General features: G+C 75.1%; 21 protein-coding genes. 7 read left to right on the top strand and 14 right to left on the bottom strand.

Annotation, left to right across the window (positions count from 1 at the left end; genetic code table 11):
* Positions 1–50 precede the first annotated feature (50 nt).
* Both F7P10_RS15420 and F7P10_RS15425 read left to right on the top strand, forming a co-directional pair.
* Positions 51–1199, top strand: a complete 1149-nt coding sequence (locus F7P10_RS15420; protein WP_218040528.1) for a sensor histidine kinase — start codon at positions 51–53, stop codon at positions 1197–1199.
* Positions 1196–1834 (top strand): response regulator transcription factor, encoded by a 639-nt coding sequence (locus tag F7P10_RS15425; RefSeq protein WP_151009978.1) that lies wholly within the window; start codon positions 1196–1198, stop codon positions 1832–1834. The genes F7P10_RS15420 and F7P10_RS15425 overlap by 4 nt, the downstream gene beginning before the upstream one ends.
* A 7-nt stretch (positions 1835–1841) precedes the next feature.
* Here the strand turns inward: F7P10_RS15425 and F7P10_RS15430 are convergent, their stop codons facing one another.
* The 5 genes from F7P10_RS15430 to F7P10_RS15450 are packed head-to-tail and all read right to left on the bottom strand — an operon-like array spanning position 1842 to position 6064.
* Positions 1842–3092, bottom strand: a complete 1251-nt coding sequence (locus tag F7P10_RS15430; RefSeq protein WP_151009979.1) for a peptide synthetase — start codon at positions 3090–3092, stop codon at positions 1842–1844.
* Between the two features lie 40 nt (positions 3093–3132).
* A complete protein-coding gene (locus tag F7P10_RS15435) occupies positions 3133–3741 on the bottom strand; it encodes a hypothetical protein (RefSeq protein WP_151009980.1) in 609 nt (202 codons plus the stop codon).
* Positions 3738–4388: a GPP34 family phosphoprotein gene (locus tag F7P10_RS15440; protein WP_151009981.1), complete on the bottom strand. Its 651-nt coding sequence runs from the start codon at positions 4386–4388 to the stop codon at positions 3738–3740. Before F7P10_RS15440 ends, F7P10_RS15435 begins: the two co-directional genes overlap by 4 nt.
* A gap of 40 nt (positions 4389–4428) precedes the next feature.
* Positions 4429–5148, bottom strand: a complete 720-nt coding sequence (locus F7P10_RS15445; RefSeq protein WP_151009982.1) for an ABC transporter permease — start codon at positions 5146–5148, stop codon at positions 4429–4431.
* A gap of 31 nt (positions 5149–5179) precedes the next feature.
* Positions 5180–6064: an ABC transporter ATP-binding protein gene (locus F7P10_RS15450; protein WP_151009983.1), complete on the bottom strand. Its 885-nt coding sequence runs from the start codon at positions 6062–6064 to the stop codon at positions 5180–5182.
* Between the two features lie 169 nt (positions 6065–6233).
* On the opposite strand from F7P10_RS15450, the gene F7P10_RS15455 reads away from it, so the two are divergent.
* The 3 genes from F7P10_RS15455 to F7P10_RS15465 all read left to right on the top strand — a co-directional run bounded on the left by F7P10_RS15455 (position 6234) and on the right by F7P10_RS15465 (position 9970).
* On the top strand, positions 6234–7355 hold the full coding sequence (locus tag F7P10_RS15455; protein WP_151009984.1) for a sensor histidine kinase: 1122 nt from the start codon (positions 6234–6236) through the stop codon (positions 7353–7355).
* Positions 7356–7373: 18 nt separating this feature from the next.
* On the top strand, positions 7374–7976 hold the full coding sequence (locus F7P10_RS15460; protein WP_151009985.1) for a DNA-binding response regulator: 603 nt from the start codon (positions 7374–7376) through the stop codon (positions 7974–7976).
* A gap of 368 nt (positions 7977–8344) precedes the next feature.
* Positions 8345–9970: a GMC oxidoreductase gene (locus tag F7P10_RS15465; RefSeq protein ID WP_151009986.1), complete on the top strand. Its 1626-nt coding sequence runs from the start codon at positions 8345–8347 to the stop codon at positions 9968–9970.
* A gap of 39 nt (positions 9971–10009) precedes the next feature.
* Here F7P10_RS15465 and F7P10_RS15470 read toward each other — a convergent pair whose 3' ends face one another.
* The 5 genes from F7P10_RS15470 to F7P10_RS15490 all read right to left on the bottom strand — a co-directional run bounded on the left by F7P10_RS15470 (position 10010) and on the right by F7P10_RS15490 (position 14474).
* A complete protein-coding gene (locus F7P10_RS15470; protein ID WP_151009987.1) occupies positions 10010–10669 on the bottom strand; it encodes a response regulator transcription factor in 660 nt (219 codons plus the stop codon).
* On the bottom strand, positions 10666–11820 hold the full coding sequence (locus tag F7P10_RS15475) for a sensor histidine kinase (RefSeq protein WP_151009988.1): 1155 nt from the start codon (positions 11818–11820) through the stop codon (positions 10666–10668). The genes F7P10_RS15470 and F7P10_RS15475 overlap by 4 nt, the downstream gene beginning before the upstream one ends.
* A gap of 210 nt (positions 11821–12030) precedes the next feature.
* Positions 12031–12831 (bottom strand): SAM-dependent methyltransferase, encoded by an 801-nt coding sequence (locus tag F7P10_RS15480; protein WP_151009989.1) that lies wholly within the window; start codon positions 12829–12831, stop codon positions 12031–12033.
* Positions 12832–12994: 163 nt separating this feature from the next.
* Positions 12995–13870 carry an LLM class F420-dependent oxidoreductase gene (locus tag F7P10_RS15485; protein WP_254716615.1) on the bottom strand — a complete coding sequence of 292 codons (876 nt, stop codon included), beginning with the start codon at positions 13868–13870 and terminating at the stop codon, positions 12995–12997.
* Between the two features lie 76 nt (positions 13871–13946).
* Positions 13947–14474 carry a dihydrofolate reductase family protein gene (locus F7P10_RS15490; RefSeq protein ID WP_151009990.1) on the bottom strand — a complete coding sequence of 176 codons (528 nt, stop codon included), beginning with the start codon at positions 14472–14474 and terminating at the stop codon, positions 13947–13949.
* A gap of 106 nt (positions 14475–14580) precedes the next feature.
* On the opposite strand from F7P10_RS15490, the gene F7P10_RS15495 reads away from it, so the two are divergent.
* Both F7P10_RS15495 and F7P10_RS42350 read left to right on the top strand, forming a co-directional pair.
* Entirely contained in the window at positions 14581–14886 is a 306-nt protein-coding gene (locus F7P10_RS15495; protein WP_151009991.1) for a hypothetical protein, read from the top strand.
* A gap of 690 nt (positions 14887–15576) precedes the next feature.
* Positions 15577–15723 (top strand): hypothetical protein, encoded by a 147-nt coding sequence (locus tag F7P10_RS42350; RefSeq protein WP_176611483.1) that lies wholly within the window; start codon positions 15577–15579, stop codon positions 15721–15723.
* Positions 15724–15775: 52 nt separating this feature from the next.
* On the opposite strand, the gene F7P10_RS15500 is transcribed toward F7P10_RS42350, so the two are convergent.
* The 4 genes from F7P10_RS15500 to F7P10_RS15515 are packed head-to-tail and all read right to left on the bottom strand — an operon-like array spanning position 15776 to position 19837.
* Positions 15776–16546, bottom strand: coding sequence for a trans-aconitate 2-methyltransferase (locus F7P10_RS15500; protein ID WP_151009992.1), 771 nt, complete (start codon positions 16544–16546; stop codon positions 15776–15778).
* Entirely contained in the window at positions 16543–18066 is a 1524-nt protein-coding gene (locus F7P10_RS15505; RefSeq protein WP_151009993.1) for an ABC transporter ATP-binding protein, read from the bottom strand. Before F7P10_RS15505 ends, F7P10_RS15500 begins: the two co-directional genes overlap by 4 nt.
* Positions 18063–18896, bottom strand: a complete 834-nt coding sequence (locus tag F7P10_RS15510; RefSeq protein ID WP_151009994.1) for an ABC transporter permease — start codon at positions 18894–18896, stop codon at positions 18063–18065. The genes F7P10_RS15505 and F7P10_RS15510 overlap by 4 nt, the downstream gene beginning before the upstream one ends.
* Positions 18893–19837, bottom strand: coding sequence for an ABC transporter permease (locus F7P10_RS15515; protein WP_254716616.1), 945 nt, complete (start codon positions 19835–19837; stop codon positions 18893–18895). Before F7P10_RS15515 ends, F7P10_RS15510 begins: the two co-directional genes overlap by 4 nt.
* Positions 19838–19839 lie beyond the last annotated feature (2 nt).

The following is a 19839-nucleotide window of genomic DNA, read 5'->3' on the forward strand; positions in this document are numbered from 1 at the left end:
TCCTGCGCGCGGCCGAGGACGCGCCGGTCCCCGCGATCTAGGATCGCAGCGTGTTCGCCGAACGGGCCGAGGCCCTCGCCGCGCGCCGGTTCGTCCCGCTGCGCTCCGCCGCGGTCGCCGTCCTGGCGGCCGGTGACCTGGCGCTCATGCACCGGCCCGCGGGCGCCGCCGACTGGACGCTCGTGGCCGCCGCGCTCGGGACGTACGCGGCGGCCGCGCGGCTGCCGGTACCCGCCGTGACCGCGCTGGCGGTGCTGCTGGGCATCGCCGAGGCGACGGGGTCGGCGGTGGTCTGGCCGGTGAAGGGGATGCTGGCGATCGCGCTGTTCGAGCTGGCGGTGCGGCGCCCGCCCGCCGAGCTCGCGGCGGGCGCGGGCGCGTTCGTGCTCGCGGTCGCGTGCGGCTGGGCCGGCGACCCGCTCGGGGAGACCGGGCCCGCGCTGTTCCGCGTCGCGGTCTTCCTGACGGTGCTGCTGCTGGCGGGGGCCTACCTCCGGTCGGCGCGGGCGGCGGCGCGGGCGGCCGGGGAGCGGGCGGCGGCGCAGGCGCGCGCGGCGCGGGCCGCCGAGCGCACCGCGATCGCCCGCGAGCTGCACGACCTGGTCGCGCATCACGTGTCGTCCATGGTCCTGCGCGTCGGGGTGGCCCGGCACGTCCTGCCGGGCTCCGATCCCGCCGTCCGCGAGGTCCTGGACGATCTGCACGCCACCGGCACCGCCGCGCTGGACGATCTGGGGCGCCTGGTGTCGGTGCTGCGCGATCCGGCGACCGTGCGGGACGAGCCGCCGCCGCTCGAACCGGCCGCGCTGCCCGCCGCGCTCCACCGCGCCGTCGAGCGGTGCCGCGCGGCGGGCCCGGCGGTCGAGGCGTCGATCGACCCCGCGGTGGCGGGGCTGGACGCGATGCGGGGCGTCACCCTGCTGCGGCTGGTGCAGGAGGGCCTCGCGAACGCCGCCCGGCACGCCGGGCCCGGCGCGACCGTCCGGCTGTCGGCGCGGGTGGAGGGCGCCGCCGTCCGGCTGGTGATCGCCGACGACGGCGGTGGCGGCCCGGCCCCGGACGGGCACGGGCTGGCCGGCATGCGCGAGCGCGTCGGCCTGCTCGGCGGCGCGTTCGCGGCGGGCCCGGACGGGCCCGGCTGGCGGCTGTCGGCGGAGCTGCCGTCCTCGGCGGTGCCGCCCTCGGTGGTGCGGCCGTGATCCGGGTCCTGATCGCCGACGACCAGCACCTCGTCCGGATGGGCCTGCGGATGCTCTGCGACTCGGCGACCGACGTGACGGTCGTCGGCGAGGCGGCCGACGGGCACCGGGCGGTGGCGCTGGCCGCGCGGCTGGCCCCGGACGTCGTCCTGATGGACCTGCGGATGCCGGGACTGGACGGCGCCGCGGCCACCGAGCGGATCGTGGCGGCGCGGCCGGACGCCCGCGTGCTGGCGCTCACCACGTTCGGCGACGACGACCACCTGTACCCGGCGCTGGCCGCGGGGGCCCGCGGGTTCCTGCTCAAGAGCGCGCCGCCGGAGGAGCTGCTGGACGCGCTGCGGCGGGCGTCCGCGGGCGGCACCCCGTTCAGCCAGGAGGTCCTCGGACGGCTGGTCGAACGCGCGGTGCGCGCCCGCACCGATCCGCAAGCCCTCCCGGACCTCACCCCGCGCGAGCGCGAGGTGCTGGTGCTGGTCGCCGCCGGGCTGTCCAACCAGGAGGTCGCCGCGCGCCTGCACGTGGGGGTGACCACGGTGAAGACGCACGTCGCGGCGCTGCTCGCCAAGACCGGCTGCCCGAACCGGATCCGCCTCGCGGTGTTCGCCGTCCGCGCCGGCCTGGCCCCCGGCTGACCGGCCGCTACGGCGCGGTCCCGGCGGCGCAGGCTTCGGCCAGCACGGCGGCCATGTCCGGGACGAACGCCGCGACGGGATCATGGGTCAGCTCCGTCATGCGCAGCCGTCCGCCGGAGGTGACGACGCCGAGCACGTGCTCGCCGCTCAGCTGGGTGATCTGCGCCGGGCCCCACAGGGCGGTGAGGCCGTCCGGTCCCGGCCCGTCCGGGTCCACGGCGCCCAGGTTGGTGATCTGGACGTCGGCCGCGGTGGCCGCCGCCATCATCGCCTCCGCGTCCCCCGGACCCGCCGGGGGACGCTCGGCGAGCGCGGCCGAGCCGGCGACCAGCGCGTGCGGCGCGCGCTGCCGGACGAGGGAGGCGCGGGCGGCGCGGGCGAGCGCCCAGAAGCCGCGCGCGTCCCCCGCGACGCTCGCCGTCCGGGCCCCTGTGAACCGGACGGCGACGTCGTCCGGCAGCCCGGCCGCGCGGCGCAGGTCCACCGGGCTGAGGACCCGGACGAACTCCCGCCCGCGCCGGTGGAACACCGTCGCGGCCGCGGCGCAGAGCGCCGCGTGCACGGACGCGCCCTCCGCGCGGGCGCGTTCGACGAGCCGGGCGGTCGGCCCCCGGTCCAGGGCGAGCGCGTCGACGTGCGGCACCCGCCCGGCGAACGGGACGAGCTCTCCGGCGGCGTTCATGCGCGCGTCGTTCTCCGGGAAGGCGCCGTCGGTGGCGGCTCCGGCGGCGTCGGCCGTCCCGCCGACGCGGGCGAGGAGGTCTTCCTGGGTCTCCGGGACGCCGCCGGCGGCGGGCGCGGGGGGCGCGCCGCCGAGGATCGCCACCAGGTCCAGCAGGGCCCGCAGGCCGCCGACGCCGTCGGCGATCTGGTGCGCGAACGTCAGCACCACGGCGCAGCCCGTCTCGCGCGGGACCAGCACGGCGCGCGCCAGCGGCCCGGGGGCCGGTGGGATCGGCCGCGTCTGCTCGGCGGCGACGACGGACCGCCACGGGGTGCCCGCGGCGGCGACCTCGACCGGGATCGCGTCCCCGGCCGTCCGGAAGACGGCCCTGGGCGCGGTGCGGTCGACAGCGACGCCGAGCAGCGGGTGCCGGTCCCGCAGCACCGCCAGCGCCGCGGCCGCGCTCGCCGGGGACACCCGGCCGTCCAGCTCCGCGACCAGCGAGAACTGGACGGGGTTGCGGTGCATGTAGAAGTCGATGGTCCGCTCGAACGCGCCCAGCGGCCGGACGATTCGTCCCTGTTCGGTGATCATCGCAGCGATGTTCCCTTGAATGTCGGAAGCTCGGAGGGTGTCAGAGGCTCGACCAGAGGGTCTCGATGTCGAGCACCCGGTTGCGGCGCCGTGTCAGGACCCGCTCCACGGCGGCGAGGACGCCCGCGGTGACGAGGGCGGCGTTGAGCCACCACGGCAGCGCGACGGGCGACGCGAACGATCCGAACCGGTCGGCGATCTCGGGGATGCGGCTGACGATCTCGACGGCCTGCGGGACGGCGAGGACGAGGTTGGTCAGGAGGATCCCGATCGCGAGCCATCCGATCGTCCGGCTCAGCCGGGGGTGGCGGCGGGCGAGCCTCTCGCGCAGGTACTCGGCCGTGCCCGCCGCGGGGGCGAGGCGCTGCTCCCGGCCGGAGTCGCGCACCAGGTGGATCCGGGTGACGCCGTAGAGCGACGCGTCGACCTCGATCGTCCCGCCCGGGACCGGGAACGCGGCCGGCACGCCGCGCTCGTCCTGGCGGACGCCGTCCCGGTAGAGCGCCGCCTCCCAGTCGACCTCGTTCATGCGGACGTCGACCGCCCAGGTGTGCGCGGTACCGTCCGGGCCGTCCAGGGTGATGCCGTAGAGGGCGCGGTGGAGCGCCTCGCGGCGGCGGAACGGGCGGAGGCGGCGGTCGGCGCTCATCGGCCCCAGCCGCCCCCGGTGCCCCGGCTCGACAGGAACGAGTCGCGCAGCGCCCTGCGCAGCCCGGGGACGGCGTCGTCGAAGCGGGCGGCGAGCGCCTTGAGGGTGCGTTTGTGCTCGCGGCGCTCCTTCCCGGTGAGCACGGTGGTCACCTCGCATTCGGTGGCGAGCACGGCCATCGCCAGCTCGTCCGGGGGGACGGCCGCCGGGTCGGGGTAGGCGAGCACCGCCGTGCGCGCCCGCCGCTGGAGGGCGAGCACGGACTCGGGGTCGTTGACGGTGACCTTGTGGGAGCCGAGCGGCGACCAGGTCCGCTTGGCCGGGGGCGTGACCGCTCCGGCCGCGACGAGCTGGTCGCGGACGGGCCGCTCGGCCGTGTGCGCCTTGGCGTGCAGGAACTCCAGCCACTTCGCGGGCTTGTCCGGGGGAAGGTCGCGCCACACGTCGGCGAGGAAGGGGTCTGCGGGCGGCGGGGCGTCCAGCCGGACGACCTTCCCCTCGCCGGTGCCGAGCAGTCCGGTGAACGCGAGCTCGGCCAGCGCGCCCGCGCGCAGGAGCTGTCCGCGTCCCTGGAGGTCGACGGCTTCGAACTTGCTCTTGTCGACGGTGTAGCAGAGCAGGTAGAGGCGCTGCGGCAGGGTCTGCATGTCTCTCCTTAGTGGCCCGACCGGACGGTTCGGACGTTCGTCACCGACGGGGTTCCCAGTTGAAGAGCCGGGAAGCCAGGGCGATGGCGACGACGACCCAGGCCAGCGTGGGGGCGAGCAGGATGAGGGAGTCGGCGGCGGGGACACCGCCGTTCCAGGCGTTGACGGCCAGTTCGGTGGCCGCGCCGCCGGGGAGCAGCCGCTTGAGGAGGGCGAGGTCCTCGGTGCCGGTGATCCCCACCCAGGTCGCGACGGCGATGACGCCGAGGCTGACGGGCAGCGTGGTCACCTGCGCGTGCTCGGGCGAGTTCGTCAGCCCGGCCGTGGCCAGCCCGAGCCCGATCATCATCGCCGCCGTGGCCAGGACGGCCGCCACCAGCAGCGCCGGGTCGGCGGGGGCCTGCGTGACCACGCCGAGCACGGCCAGCAGCACGGCGACCTGGACCAGCGAGATGAGCGTGACCGGGAGCAGCAGCCCGGACAGGATGCCGGCGTCGCCGGCGGCGGTGGAGCGCAGCCGCTTGAGGAACAGGTTCTGGCGGCGGGAGGCGAGCGTGGTCACCGTGGTGGCGTAGAGCCCGAACGCCCCGACGGTGAACATCATGATCGCCGCGATGTAGCCGAGGCTGCCCAGTTCGGCGAAGACCTCGTGCTGGTGGATGAAGTAGGCGCTGACCGCCACGGGCATCACCATGCTGGTGACCAGCACCAGGCGGTTCCGGAAGATCTGGATCAGCTCGCTGAGCGCGATGGAGAGCATGCCGGGATGTCCTTTCTGCGGGGGCCGCCGGTCAGCGGCTGCCGATGGAGCGGAAGACGTCGTCGAGGCGGGTCGGCCCGGCCTCGAGCTCCTGCGGCTCGACCCCGTTGTGGTGCGCCCAGTGGAGCAGCGCGTACAGGTCCTTGGGCAGGTTGTGGGTCTCGATGACGAACCTGCCGTCGCGCTCCAGCGCGGCCGGCATCGGTAGCGCGGGCGCGCCGGGCGGGAGCAGGAAGCGGATGGTGGCGGGGAGGGTCCGCGTCAGCTCGGCGACCGTCCCCTCCCGGTGGAAGGCGCCCTCGTGCATGAGCCCGATGCGGTCGGCGCGCTGCTGGGCCTCCTCCAGGTAGTGGGTGGTGAGGACGATCGTGGAGCCCTCCCCGCGCAGCCGGTCGACCGCGTCCCACAGGTCGTCGCGGGACTGGATGTCGAGGCCGGTGGTGGGCTCGTCCAGGAAGATCAGTTCGGGGCCGCCGTAGATCGCGGTGGCGAAGTCCAGGCGCCGCTTCTCACCGCCCGACAGCTGGGACACCTTGGTGCCCGCCTTGCGGGCCAGGTCGGCGACGCCGAGCACGCGGTCGACGCTGTCCCGGCGCCGGGTGAGCCCGCCGATCAGCCGCACCGACTCCCTGACCGTCAGGTCCGGGGAGAACCCGCTCTCCTGCAGCATGACGCCCATCCGGGGACGGACGGCGCGCCGGTCGCGCGGGTCGCGGCCGAAGACCCGGACGGTGCCCGAGGTCGCCGCGCGGTGCCCCTCGATCGTCTCCAGAGTCGAGGTCTTCCCGGCCCCGTTCGTGCCGAGCAGCGCGTACAGCTCCCCGGGCCGGACCTGGAAGGACAGGTCCTTCACGGCGTGGAAGTCGCCGTACTTGAGGTTCAGTCGTTCAACTTCGATGACCGGTGTGGAGGACATGCCGTCGATTCCAGCAACCGCCGCGAGAACCTCCCAGTGAGGTCACGTCACCACTTCGGCATGACATCCGTGCAGGGAAGGCATGACGCGGTGTCACTATCGGCTCCGGGAGCCGGGGTGAAGACTGGGGGCACGATCAGTGGGGAACCGCCGATACCGGAAGGCGCGGATGACGAACGAGCACGACGACGCGACGCGGGGGCGGATGCGCCGCCTCAACGTCGGCACGATGATCACGGTCATCGCTCCCGTGGGGGTGCTCCTGGTGGCGATCGACTCCCGCGCGTGGTGGGAGGCGGTCGTCCTGAGCCTGGGCGTCCTCGCGGCGCTCGTCGCGGTCGCGCGGTGGACGGTCGTCGGCATCTCCCGGGTCGTGCTCCCCTGCCTGGCCGTCGCCGCGGCCGTCTGGATCGTCGGGGTGCTGGTGATCGACGCGCACACGGCGGCCTACGGGGTGACGATCGTGGGCGCCGTCTACGCGCCGAAACTGCCGCGCGGCCGCCTGCTCGCGGCCGCCGGGCTCGCCGCGTTCGTCGCGGCCGTGGGCGCGGCCCGGCCGCTGGTGTCGTCCGGCGACGCTGCGGACGTCCTGACCAGCTACGCGCTGATCCCGGGGGCCGTCGCCGTCGTGACGACCGCCGGCATGTTCGCCGGCCAGTGGTACTACGACGTCCTGGAGGAGCTGGCGGAGTCGCGGGAGCGCGAGGCGGAACTGGCCGTCGCCCGCGAGCGCGTCCGGTTCGCGGGCGACCTGCACGACATCCAGGGCCACACCCTCCACGTGGTCAAGCTGAAGGCCACGCTGGCGCGCAAGCTGGTGCGGGCCGACCCCGAACGGGCCGAGGAGGAGCTCCGCGAGATCCACGCCCTCGTCGGCGACACCATCGAGCAGACCAAGGAACTCGTGTACGCGCAGCGGCGGCTCAACCTGTCCGTGGAACTGGAGAACGCGAAGAACCTCTTCGAGTCCGCGGGCATCCGGGTGCGCGTCGACCGCGAGGCGGAGGTGGACGCGCGCGCGGGCGAGCTGCTCGGCCAGGTGCTGCGGGAGACGACGACGAACATCCTGCGGCACGCGGAGGCCGGGGAGGTCCGGATCGTCCTCTCCGCGGCGGGCATCTCCATCGCCAACGACGGCGCGGGGGACGTCCCGCCGACCGAGCTCAGGGGGCTGTCCGCCCTGCGGGAACGGGTGGCCGGCCAGGGCGGCGAGCTTACGGTGGAGCAGAGGGACGGGCGTTTCGTGACGGCCGCGGTACTGCCGCGCGACGGCGCGGGCACCGCCCGGTAGAGCTTGAAGGGACGATCGATGACCACTGTGGTACTCGCCGACGACGAGGTCCTGCTGCGCAAGGCCATGGCCTCGCTGCTCCCGCTGGAGGGCGAGATCACCGTGCTCGCCGAGGCGGAGGACGGCGACGCGGCCGTCGCGGCGACCCTGCGGCACCGGCCCGACGTGCTCGTCATCGACCTGGAGATGCCCGGCACGGACGGGCTCGGCGCCGTGGCGGCGATCCGCCGCGAGCATCCGGACCAGGTGATCCTCATGCTGACCCGGCACGCCCGGCCCGGCGTCCTGCGCAAGGCGCTGAAGCTCGGCGTCCAGGGCTTCGTCAGCAAGTCGGCGGAGCCGGAGCACATCGCGACGGTCGTCAAGACCCTGCACGAGGGCCGCCGGTGGATCGACCCGGACGTGTCCGCGCTCGCCGTCATGGACGACTGCCCGCTCACCGACCGCGAGATCGACGTGCTGCGCGCGACGTCCGACGGCTACTCGGCCGCCGACATCGCGGGGCGGCTCCACCTCGCCGAGGGCACGGTGCGCAACTACCTGTCCAACGCGATGCAGAAGACCCAGACCCGGACCCGGCACGAGGCCGCCCGCTACGCCCGCGAACACGACTGGCTCTGACACCGGCGGGACGGACGCCGCGATCGTCGTCCGGTCCTCGGGCCGCGGCGGCTCCGGCCGACACCTCGTCCGCCCCGGTCAAGCCGCGGCGCAGCGGCACGATCATGTCGCGGGGGCTGGCGTGCACATCTTTGGAACGGTCGATTTGTGTGCCGCGACAGTCTTGGGCGGGCCTGCTGTTTCCTTATAAGGATTGTTCTACTCTCAGCATTTGAGAGTCAGATTCTTGCTGAGCGAGAGTCGCAGTTCGCGCTTTCCGTCGCCACGATGACGTGCGCGTCCGGCGCCCGGCGGCCCGCTCGGCCGCGGCGTACGCCCCCGCCCTCCGCCCCCGATCCGGCACCGCGACGGACGACTTGGAGCACCCCATGAACGACCCCACCCCCGCGAACCCCGCCACCCCCTCGATCGACCGCAGACGGCTGCTCGGCGCGGCCGCGCTGGGCGGGCTCGGGCTCGCCGCCGGGCTGCCCGCCGGACGGGCGCGGGCCGCCGCGCCGCCGTCCCGGGTGCCCGTCACCGAACGGCGGGAGCGCGCCGTCGTCGTCGGATCCGGCTTCGGCGGCGGCGTCACCGCCCTGCGGCTCGGCCTCGCCGGGGTGCGGACGCTCGTCCTGGAGCGCGGCCGCCGGTGGGAGACCGGGCCGAACTCCGACACGTTCTGCCGGATGGCGAACATCGACGGACGGTCGTCCTGGCTGACCACCGAGAGCGGTATCCCCGGCGTGCCCGGCACCTGGGAGCCGTACACGGGCGTGATCGAGACCGTGCCGGGCGACGGCATGACCGTCCAGTGCGGGTCCGCGGTCGGCGGCGGGTCGCTGACCTACCACGGCATGACGCTGCAGCCGTCCGAGGAGGCGTTCACGGCGTCCATGCCGCTGATGGCCGACGCCTACACGGCGCTGAAGTGGTCGTCGTACCCGCGCGTCGCCCGGATGCTGCGGATCACCACCGTCCCCGACGACGTCCTCGCCGCCGACCCCTACCGGTCGTCCCGGCTGTTCCTCGACACCGCGCCCGGCGCGGGCCTGGAGACGTTCCGGGTGCCGCTGCCCGTCGACTGGCGGTACGCGCGCGGCGAACTGGAGGGACGGTACGAGCCGACGTACACGACGAGCGACCTGACGTTCGGGGTGAACAACGGCGGCAAGCACTCCATCGACGTGACGTACCTGGCGGCGGCGGAGGCGACGCGGCGGGTCGAGGTCGCACCGCTGCACGTGGTCCGCGACCTGACGATGGACGGCCAGAAGCGCTGGGTGCTGGAGGTCGACCGGATCGACACCGGCGGCGCCGTCCAGGAGCAGCTGCGGATCACCGCCGACGCGGTGTTCCTCAACGCCGGTTCGCCCGGCACGACGCGGCTCATGGTCAAGGCGAAGGCGAAGGGGCTGGTGCCCGACCTGCCCGACGCGGTCGGCACCCGGTGGGGCAACAACGGCGATCGGATCTACGCGTGGGTCCAGATGGACGGCGACCCCGGACGGCCGCAGGGCGGGCCCGCGTGCGTCGGCGGCCGTGCCGCCGGCAGCCCGATCCCGTACACGATCATCCACGCCGGCTCCCCCATGCTCCCGCCGGACGGCTCCAAGATGATGACCGTGGTCGGGTTCGGCGTCGTGAAGCCGACCGGGACGTGGGCGTACGACGCGGCGGCCGACGACGCGAAGCTGACCTGGGACCCCTCCGGCGACGCCGACCTGCAGGCGCTGATCCGGGAGCGGATGAACGAGATCGCCCGGGCCGGCGGCGGCATGATGATCGACACCGACGCGGAGCACCCGTCGACGTGGCACGCGCTCGGCGGCGTGCCCATGGGCGACGCCGTCGACCGCCTCGGCCGCGTCCTCGGCCACCGCGGCCTCTACGTCCTGGACGGCGCCCGCATCCCCGGCTCCACCGGCGACTGCAACCCGTCCATGACCATCGCGGCCCTCGCCGAGCACAGCATGGACGGGATTCTCCGCCAGGACCTCGGCCGCGCCTTCTGACGCCGGCCCCGGCGGGGCGCGGCCCGCCCCGCCGGGGCCTCAGGTCACCAGGCCGCTGCGGTACGCGTAGACCACCGCCTGCACGCGGTCGCGCAGGTCGAGCTTGGTGAGGATGCGCGACACGTACGTCTTGACGGTCTCCTGGCTGATCACCAGCGTCGCGGCGATCTCGCTGTTGGACAGCCCGTTGGCGATGAGGCGCAGCACCTCCAGCTCGCGCGGGGTGAGCGCGGTGTCCTCCGGCGCCGCCTGCGTGGGCCGGATCCGCTCCGCGTACCGGCCCACGAGCTGCCGCGTCACCTCCGGCGCCAGCAGCGCGGCGCCCATCGCGACGGTGCGGATGCCGTGCAGGAGCTGCGCGGGCGGGGCGTCCTTGAGCAGGAACCCGCTGGCACCCGCGCGCAGCGCCTCGTACACGTACTCGTCCAGGTTGAACGTCGTCACCACGAGCACCTTGACGGGCCGCGCCACCCCGGCGCCGGCGAGCAGGCGGGTCGCCTCGATGCCGTCGAGCACCGGCATCCGGACGTCCATCACCACCATGTCCGGGTCCAGCTCGCGCGCGAGGTCGACGGCGGCGCGCCCGTCCCCGCACTCGCCCACGACCTCGAGGTCGGGCTGCGCGTCGATGATCGTGGAGAAGCCCGTGCGGATCAGCGCCTGGTCGTCGGCGATCAGGACCCGGACCGGCGCGGTCACGACGGGTTCCCCGCGGGGATGCGGGCCCGCACGTCGAACCCGCCGTCCGTCCGCGGGTCCGCGCTGAACTCGCCGCCGAGGGCGTCGACCCGTTCGCGCAGCCCGGCGAGGCCCCGTCCGCCGCCGCCGGGCGACCGGGACCGCGTGCCGGACCCGTCGTTGCCGACCTCCACGCTGATCTCCCTTTCTCCGTACCGCACCCGGACGAGGGTGCGGCTGCCGTGGGCGTACTTGAGGGCGTTCGTCAGCGCCTCCTGCACGACCCGGTGGGCCGTGAGCTCGGCGCTGCCGGACGACTCCGCCGGTTCGCCCTCCTCGGTGAACTCGACCGGCTGCCCCGCACGCCGCGTCTGCTCCACGAGGGACCGCAGGTCGCCGGAGGACGGCGTCCGCGGTTCGGTGCCGTGGTCGGGGTTGAGCACGTCGAGCAGGTGCCGCAGGTCGGTGATCGCCCGCCGGCCGGTGTCGGTGACCGAGCCGAGGGTCGCGTCGAGCCGGTCGGGCGCGGCGGTGAGGTACCGCGCCGCCTCCGCCTGCACGACCATCGCCGTCACGTGGTGCGTCACGACGTCGTGCAGCTCGCGGGCGATGCGGGCGCGCTCGGCGGCGCGGGTGTCCGCGGCGACGCGGCGGCGGCGCTCGGCCTCGACGGCCCGGGTGGAGCGCAGCCACGCCCCGAAGCACCACGGGACGGCCGCCACCACCCAGAAGAGCACGAACCCCGCCGGCCCCTCGGGCGAGCCGAGCCGGTCCAGCGCGACCGCCAGCGGCACGTACGCGGCGGTGAGCAGCAGGACGGCGGTGCGCCTGCCGCGCTCCAGGTGGGCGCCGGTGCTCAGCAGCGCGATGGCCAGCGCGTTGCCGCCGAAGGAGTGGTAGACGCGGAGCTGGTCGATCGCGAAGCCGACCGTCACCAGCGCCATGCAGACGGCCGGCACCTTGCGGCGCACGGCGAGCGGGAGGCACTGCAGCGCGATCGCCGCGTAGGCGAGCGCGTCGTAGGGGCGGGGCGGCAGGTCGCCGACCTGCGTCCCGCTGCCGTGGAACGCGGGGACGAGCGCCAGGCCGGTCAGCAGCAGCGCGAGGGGGGAATCCCGGACCGTGACGTCGAACCGCCGCCACGCCTCCGGGACGCGCCGGAGATCGATCACCGGGCGAGCCTAGCGGGCGCGGCGGCGCGGACGAGCCCTCCGTCACGGCAATGGAGCTTCGACGGTCGCATGGCGACATCCTTCGGGGAGGTTCCGCGGCCGGGGTGCCGCGGGCTGCGTCGAAGCTACGGACCCGGCGGTGCCCGGGGCGTCCCCGCGCGGCGGACACTCGCCGGTAGCTCGGACGGGGGACGTCCCGGTCGCGGCGGATCAGTCCGGCTTGCGCGCGACCCCGACGGCGCCCAGGCCGACGATCTCGTAGCCCGGTCCCTCCTCGGCGGGGTCCAGGTCGGGACGCCAGTCGAAGGGGTCGACCAGCCCCGGCTCCAGGAGCTCGAAGTCGCCGAACAGGGCGGTGATCTCGTCCCGGTCGCGCAGGGTGCCCATGCCCATCGTCCCCTGGTAGGCGTCGGCGACGTCCTGCAGCGCCGGGAGCACGTGGCTGATCGTCAGGAAGCTGCCGGGGGCGAGCCGGTCGCGCAGGCGGTCCAGCAGCTCGGCGGGCTTGGGGTCGGGCAGGAAGTGGAACAGCGCCAGCGCGCTGACCGCGACCGGACGGGCGAAGTCGAGCGTCTTGGCCGCCTGCTCCATGATGCGGTCGATGTCGACGACGTCGGAGTCGATGTAGGCGGTGGCGCCCTCCGGACGGCTCGTCAGCAGCGCCCGCGCGTGGGTGAGCACGATCGGGTCGTTGTCGACGTACACCACGCGGGACTCGGCCGCGGCGCCCTGGGCGACCTCGTGCAGGTTGGGCGAGGTCGGCAGCCCGGTGCCGAGGTCCATGAACTGCCGGACGCCGTGGTCGCGCGCGAGCACCGCGACGGAGCGGGCGAGGAACCTGCGGTTGGCGCGTGCCAGCGGCCGGAGCTGCGGGCAGATGCTCAGCACCCGCTGACCGAACTCGCGGTCGGCGCCGTAGTGGTCCTTGCCGCCGAGGTAGAAGTCGTAGACCCGTGCCGGGTGGGGCTCGTCGGTGCGCAGGTCGACGGAAGGTGCCTTTTCGTCGGTCATGAAGGTTGCTTCCTGGGAGGGAGGGTGCCGCTACCGACCAAGCTTAACGATCATGCCGGCCGTTGGCCCCCTCGCGCCCGGCCGTTCTGCGGCCGATCGAGAACCCGCCGGCGCGGTCGCCCCGCCCCGGCGGCGCCGGGGCGGGAGGACCGTCCGGGGGCGGCTACCCGGCCACCAGCGCCGGGGCGAGGCGGCGCCACTCCGCGCGGGGGAAGGCGCTCTGGTCGGACGTGAGCACCTGCACGCACACGTGGTCGGCGCCCGCGTCGCGGTGCTCGTCCACGCGCCGCTTGACCGCCTCCTCGTCGCCCCAGGCGATCAGGGCGTCGAACAGGCGGTCGCTCACCTGCTCCACGTCCTCGGTCGTGAAGCCGGAGCGCACCAGGTTGTTGGCGTAGTTCGGCAGCGAGAGGTAGTTGCGCAGCCAGTCGGTGCCGATCGCGCGCGCCTCGTCGCGCGTCCCGCACAGGATCGCCGTCTGCTCCGGCAGGACGAGCGGGCCCTCGCCCAGCGCCTCGCGGGTGCGGCGGGTGTGCTCGGGCGGCACGAGGTACGGGTGGACGCCGCGCGTCCGCTCCTTCGCCGTCGCCTGCATCTTGGGGCCGAGCGCGGCGAGCACCCGGTCGCCGGGCGGCACCGGCCGCTCCGCCGCGTCGAGGCCGTCCAGGAACGCCGTCATCGCGGCGAGCGGGCGCCGGTACCGGCCGGCCTCCTTGGCGTCGATCAGCGGGGCGTGGCTCACCCCGATCCCCATCAGGAACCGGTCGCCGTGCTCGGCGGTGAGGGACGCGTGCGCGGCGGCGGCGTCCGCCGGTTCGTGCATCCACAGGTTCAGGATCCCGGTCGCGACGACCGTCCGCCGGGTCGCCGCGAGCAGCGCGCCGACCGCGTCGAAGAGCGGCCCGCCGACGTCCGGGATCCACTGCGCGGTGTAGCCCAGTTCCTCGAGTTCGGCGGCCGCCTCCGCCGCCTCGGCGGCGTCGCCGTACCGCAGTTGCTGGCTCCACACCCCGACACCGGAAAGTTCCACGGCGCTCATCCCCTTCGATAGTGGCTCGAAGATCACGCTACTTGGCGAGGGCCGGGCCGGAGCGGACGGGCGCGCAGGACGCGCGTCAGCGGACGACGCGGTACCAGTGCGGGTACTCGTCGTCGATCGGCTGCAGCCGGACGCGCGTGCCGCCCGGGTGCTCGAACAGGCGCGTCCCGTCCCCGAGGAGCACCGGGACGGGGAAGACGAGCACCTCGTCGAGGATCCCCTCCTCGAGGCACTGCGCGGCGACGTTCGCGCCCAGCAGGTTGACGTACCGGTCCCCGGCGGCGGCCTTGGCCTCGGCGACCGCGGTCCTCAGGTCGCCGAGGAAGGTGACGCCCGGGACGGGCTCGGCCGGGGGCCGGTGGGTCAGGACGAACTGCGGCCCGTGGTACTCGCCGCCGAAGGCCCCCTCCTTGTCGGTGCCCTCGTTCGGGTCACCGCCGCCGAACGTCCCGCGTCCCGCGAGGATGGCGCCGACCTGCCCGAGCAGCCGCTCGGCGGTCGGGTTCGGGGCGCCGAGGTGCTCGGTCAGCCAGGACATGTCCCCGCCCGGTCCCGCGATGAAGCCGTCGAGCGACATCGACGCGGAGTACAGCAACTTCGCCACGATCGTTCCTTTCTGAGCGCTCACAGGGCAGACCGGGCGCGTGAACGAGAATCATCGACGGAGCAAACATAAAGACACGAGCGTTCTTTTGAACTACGTTGCAGCCGTGACCGAATCCGATGACCTCGACCTCGACGACTTCGAAGATCCGCCCAAGTGGGAGGCGGACTCTCCCGAGAGCGTCCTGCGCACCGTCGAGATGCTGGCCACCATGAACCGCGGCGCGTGGCGTCCCGCCGATCTCGGGAACCTCGAGCGGCGGGACGCCGAGGAGGCCGCCCGCGCACCGGCGGTGGACGATGATCGGATCGTCTACACCTTCTACACCGGAGACCCCCATACCGACTTCCTGTACGGGCAGGCCCATGCCCCCGCGACGCCCCGGACGAGATCGATCTTCTCAGCTTCCTGATGGGCGAGGCGTTCGTGCCGGAGAGGTACCTCGACTGGGGGACGTACAACGACTCGTTCCGCATGATCCTCCAGGTGGTGGAGTCGCTGCTGGGCCCACCCGACTGGCAGGGAGGCGCGACCCCGGTGCAGTGGGCGCTGTGGCCGCTGGGCGAGGACCGGCTGGTCGTGAACCTGGACTGGGAGCTTCCCCGCATCGAGATGCACCTGCGCCGCGGCCGCTACGACGCGCTCGCACCGTCCACCGGCTGGCGGGCGGCCACCCTCGGCCGGCTGCCGTACCCGCCGCCCGCGCACACACCGGGTCCGGACAGCTGGGAGCAGGTGGAGAAGCGGCTCGCCGAACTGGTGGAGCTGCTGGCCCTGCATACACGCAAGCACCCCGGCCTGGCCATCGTGCATCTGGCCTCACGCCGCCACCCGCATCGCCTCGTCTCGTTCTGGAGCGAGGGCTTCGGCGTGCGCGTCGAGGCGATGGGGTTCCGGCACGAGCCGGCGCTGGCCGACGCCGGACGCCGGACGCCTGATCGACCAGGGCTGGGAACGGAAAGAGGGGAGCCTCGGACGTCTGACCGACCAGGGTTGGCGACGGGAGCCGGAGAGCGAGGTCTGGGACCGCCGGTGGCCCGAGGCGTCGTGGCTCGGCGAGGAGCGGGACGCTGCCGCGCGCATGCTGGTCGGAGCGTTGCGCATGCTCGACGTCGACCTGGCGGACCTCACCTACTACGGCACCATCGGCCACCGTGGCCACCTGGAGTTCCCCGGCCTCGGCGTCCATCGGACCGTGAACCCGCCGCCCGTGGAACTCCGGCTGACGCGCACGCCGCCGACGGGGTAGGCGACGGTGGTGCCCGAGCCCGCGGCCGGGGCACCGCCGCGGCGGGCGACCGTTACCGGAGGGCGGCGACGAGGGCGTCCTGGTGCGAGCACCAGACCTGGCGGGCCTCGGCGAAGCCCTGCTCGCGCAGCGCGTCGAGGTGCCAGCGGGTCGTGGTGGGCCGGTCGCCCTGGGGACGGGCCGGGCCGCGCGGGTCGCCGAGGAGCTCGAAGCGGCGGCGGGCCGGTTCGGCGAGCGCCGGGTCGTCGGCGACGGCGCTCCACCAGTCGCGCCAGTCCTGCGCCCCGCCGGCCCGCGCGGCCTCCTGCCGGGCCGCGTGCAGCTTCAGGGCCGCGGCGTTGAGGCGGGGCGCCGAGTCGTCGTTCATGTGGTCGGCGTTGAGGAAGACGCCGCCGTCCCGCAGAACGCCGCGGAGCTGCCCGTACAGGACGCGCAGCGGTTCGGCGTCGAGCCAGTGCAGGGCGGTGGCCGTCACGACGGCGTCGTACGTCCGGTGGGGCAGGGCGTCGGTCCAGGCGGGGTCGGTGAGGTCGGCGGTCACCAGCTCGACCCGGTCGTCGCCGGCGAAGTGGCCGCGGGCGATCGTGAGCAGGGCGGGGTCGATGTCGACGCCGGTGGAGCGGGCACCGGGGAAGCGCTTGAGCAGCCGGTCGGTGATGCTGCCGGTCCCGCACGCGAGGTCCAGGACGGCCGGTTCGGGGCCCGCGACCGCCTCGACCATGTCGAGCATGACCCGGAAGCGCTCCTCCCGGTCGGGCATGTACCACTCCTGCTGCCGGTCCCAGCTGTCCTGCCAGGCCTGCCAGGTCGTCGTCTCGGTCATGGGGGATTTCCCTTCGTCGATGGTCGGGCCGCCCGGATCAGCAGGCGGGTGGTCTCGGACTCGGGGGCGTCGAGGACGCGGGCGAGGTCGCCGTGCTCGACCGCGCGGCCGCCGTCGAGGACCAGGAGGCGGTCCGCGACGGCGCCGAGCAGGGCCAGGTCGTGCCCGATCCACAGGACGGACGCGCCGTCCGCGCGCATCCGGGCGACCTCGGCCAGCACGCGGCCGGTGGCCGCGTCGTCGAGCGCGGTGGTGATCTCGTCGCAGATCAGGACGTCCGGACGGGCGAGGGCGGCGCGGGCGAACGCGGCGCGCTGGAGCTCGCCGCCGGACAGGGCGGCGGGCGGGCGCCGCGCGGTGTCCGGGGCGACGCCGAGGCGCTCCAGGAGGCCGGCGGCCTCCGCGGCGGCCTCGGCCGCCGGGAGGTCCCGCAGCCGGACGGCGGTCCGGGCGACCTGGTCGAGGACGGGGCGCCGGTCGTCGAACGAGCCCCGCGTCTCCTGCCACACGTACTGCACGCGGCGCTTGCCCGGACGGTCGCGGCGGCGCAGCGGGGGCAGGCGCGTACCGTCCAGGAGGATCTCGCCCCGGTGCCGCTCGTGGAGTCCGGCGACGCAGCGGGCGAGGGTCGTCTTGCCCCCGCCGGACGGTCCGGCGACGCCGAGGCACTCGCCGGGCGCGAGCGTCAGCGAGACGTCGCGCAGCACCTCGCCGCGCCGCCCCGCGCGCAGCCAGGCGGTGAGGTTGCGGACGTCGAACCGCGCGGGCTGGTCCGGCCGGGGGGCGGGCGCGGGCGCGAGGGCCGGGGCGGGCGGCAGGACGTCGGCGGGCGCGCCCCGGCGGGCGACGCGGCCGCCGTCGAGGACGGCCACGTGGTCGGCGAGGCCGCGGACGAGGTCGTGGTCGTGGCTCAGCAGCAGCAGCGCCATCCCGGCGTCGGCGAGCGCGGCGAGTTCCCGGACGAGCCCGAGGCGGGTCACGGTGTCGAGGCCGGTGCTCGGCTCGTCCAGGATCAGCGCGCGGGGGCCGCAGGCGAGGACCTGCGCGAGCGCGATCCGCTGCCGCTGCCCGCCGGAGAACTGGTGCGGGAAGCGGCGCAGCGCGCCGTCCGGGAGCTGGGCCCGGCGGGCCGCGTCGGCGACCGTCGCCGACCGGTGCAGCCGGGCCAGCTCCTTCAGGACGGCGCCGGTGCGGCGGGCGGGGTTGAGCGCGGCGCCCGGATGCTGCGGCAGGTAGGCGATCGTCCCGCCGCGCAGCCCGGCCGCCCCCCGGGTGGGGCCGCGCCCGTCCACGACCGGGACGCCCGCGACCCGCACGTCGCCGCGCAGCTCCACGCCCGGCGCGGCCTCGCCGAGGAGCGCGAGCGCGGTGGTGGTCTTGCCGCTGCCGGACGGCCCGACGAGCGCGGTGACCGCGCCCGCGGGGACGTCGAGGTCGACGCCGCGCAGCAGCTCGGACGCGCCGGTGCGGGCGGTCAGCCCGCGCACCTCGATCGTCCAGGTACCGGTCCCGTCCGTCATCGCGCCGCCTCCGCCCGGCGCGGCCGCTCGCGGGCGCCGCGCCCCACGAGCCGGTCGGCCAGCAGGTTGAGCCCGACGGTGAACATGACGAGCATCGCGGCGGGCGCGCACACCGCCCACGGCTGGATGAGCAGCGCCTCCCGGCTCGCGGCGATCGTGACGCCCCAGTCGGGCGAGGCCGGGTCGAGGCCGAGGCCGAGGAAGTTGGCGGCGGCGACGGTGAAGACGGCGAGCGGAACGCGGGTGCCGGCGTCGGCGGCGGCGACGGGCAGCACGGCCCGGCCGATGTAGCCGAACAGGATCCGGGGCCGGGACTCGCCCTGCAGCAGCATCGCCTCGGCGACCGGCCCGGACGCGGCGTCCAGCGCGGCCGCCCGGACGAGCCGGGCCACCGCCGGCGCGTTGATCACCGCGACCGCGAGGCCGATGGCGAGCGCACTGCCCCGCCAGCCCACCCCGATCACGCTGATGACCAGCAGCGACGGGATGGGCAGGAGCAGCTCCACCGGGCGCATCAGCAGCTCGTCGATCCAGCGGTGCCGGGTCGTCGCGGCGGCCAGCCCGAGCGGCGCCCCGAGCAGGTAGGCGAGGGCGACGGCGCCGCAGGCGACGCCGAGGGCGCTCGGGCCGCCGCGCAGCAGCAGGCCGAGCACGTCCCGTCCGGTCCCGTCGGTGCCGAGCGGGTGGCCGCCGCCGAGCACGTAGGGGGCGCCGTCCGCCGGGGTGATCGCGGGCGCGAGCAGCGGCCCGAGCACGGCGGCGAGGACGGGGACGGCGAGCAGCACCCCGGCCGTCCAGGCCACGGGACGTGCCGCGAAAGGGGACGTCATCGCAGCACCTCCGCGCGGGGGGCGAGGCGCTGGCTCACGAGGTCGGCGGCGACGTTGAGCGCCAGCGCCACCGCCGCCAGCAGCAGGGTGAGCGCCTGGACGGTCGGGACGTCGCGGCCCTGCACGGCCTCGATCAGCGCGGTGGCGGTGCCGGGGATCGCGAACACCGCCTCGACGACCAGCACGCCGCCGAGGAGCTGGTCGCCGGTCCGGGCGAGTTCCTGGACGCCGGGGACCGCGGCGTTCGGCAGCACGTGCCGGAGCACGAGCCGGGTGCGGGGCACCCCCAGCCGCCGCGCCTGCACGGTGTACTCGGCCTCCAGCGCGGCGATCGTCCCGGCCCTGATCTGCCGGGACAGCGTGCAGACGGTGCGGGCGAGCAGCACGGCGACCGGCAGCACCAGCAGGGCGGGCTCGGTCAGCAGGTCCGCGCCCTCGGCGCCCAGCCAGGTCGACGGGAACCAGCCGAGCTGCAGGGAGAACACCGCGACGAGCGCCATCGCGAGCACGAAGTCGGGGATCGCGTTGAGCGCCAGCGTGACCGCGGTGATCGCGCGGTCGAGACGTCCGCCCGCGCGCAGGCCCGTCGCCAGGCCGAGCAGCATCGCCAGCGGCACCAGCAGCGCGGCGGTGACGGCGGCCAGCACCGCCGTCGCGGTGATCGACCCGGCGACGATGTCGCGGACCGGCACGTCGCCGACCAGCGAGGTGCCGAGGTCGCCGGTCAGCAGCCCGCCCGCCCAGTCGGCGAACCGCTCGTCCAGGGGACGGTCGAGCCCGAGCGCCTCCCGCAGGTCGGCGATCTCCGCCGTCCCCACCTGCTCGTTGAACCTGGCCGCCGCGGCGTCACCGGGCAGCAGCGAGGTGAGCAGGAAGACCGCGACGGCCAGGACCGCGAGCTGGACGGCGGCGAGCAGGGTCCGCCGCGCGGCGTGGCGCACCA

This window comes from Actinomadura sp. WMMB 499, from assembly GCF_008824145.1.
In the GTDB taxonomy this organism is placed as follows: domain Bacteria; phylum Actinomycetota; class Actinomycetes; order Streptosporangiales; family Streptosporangiaceae; genus Spirillospora.

Excerpts from the sequence above, each read along its gene's own strand:
- F7P10_RS15510 (WP_151009994.1), bottom strand. The coding sequence starts at position 18,896 with ATGACGTCCCCTTTCGCGGCACGTCCCGTGGCCTGGACGGCCGGGGTG.
- F7P10_RS15435 (WP_151009980.1), bottom strand. The coding sequence starts at position 3,741 with ATGAGCGCCGACCGCCGCCTCCGCCCGTTCCGCCGCCGCGAGGCGCTC.
- F7P10_RS15485 (WP_254716615.1), bottom strand. The coding sequence starts at position 13,870 with ATGAGCGCCGTGGAACTTTCCGGTGTCGGGGTGTGGAGCCAGCAACTG.
- F7P10_RS15445 (WP_151009982.1), bottom strand. The coding sequence starts at position 5,148 with ATGCTCTCCATCGCGCTCAGCGAGCTGATCCAGATCTTCCGGAACCGC.
- F7P10_RS42350 (WP_176611483.1), top strand. The coding sequence starts at position 15,577 with ATGCTCGACGTCGACCTGGCGGACCTCACCTACTACGGCACCATCGGC.
- F7P10_RS15455 (WP_151009984.1), top strand. The coding sequence starts at position 6,234 with ATGACGAACGAGCACGACGACGCGACGCGGGGGCGGATGCGCCGCCTC.
- F7P10_RS15440 (WP_151009981.1), bottom strand. The coding sequence starts at position 4,388 with ATGCAGACCCTGCCGCAGCGCCTCTACCTGCTCTGCTACACCGTCGAC.
- F7P10_RS15450 (WP_151009983.1), bottom strand. The coding sequence starts at position 6,064 with ATGTCCTCCACACCGGTCATCGAAGTTGAACGACTGAACCTCAAGTAC.
- F7P10_RS15480 (WP_151009989.1), bottom strand. The coding sequence starts at position 12,831 with ATGACCGACGAAAAGGCACCTTCCGTCGACCTGCGCACCGACGAGCCC.
- F7P10_RS15505 (WP_151009993.1), bottom strand. The coding sequence starts at position 18,066 with ATGACGGACGGGACCGGTACCTGGACGATCGAGGTGCGCGGGCTGACC.
- F7P10_RS15430 (WP_151009979.1), bottom strand. The coding sequence starts at position 3,092 with ATGATCACCGAACAGGGACGAATCGTCCGGCCGCTGGGCGCGTTCGAG.
- F7P10_RS15500 (WP_151009992.1), bottom strand. The coding sequence starts at position 16,546 with ATGACCGAGACGACGACCTGGCAGGCCTGGCAGGACAGCTGGGACCGG.
- F7P10_RS15465 (WP_151009986.1), top strand. The coding sequence starts at position 8,345 with ATGAACGACCCCACCCCCGCGAACCCCGCCACCCCCTCGATCGACCGC.
- F7P10_RS15460 (WP_151009985.1), top strand. The coding sequence starts at position 7,374 with ATGACCACTGTGGTACTCGCCGACGACGAGGTCCTGCTGCGCAAGGCC.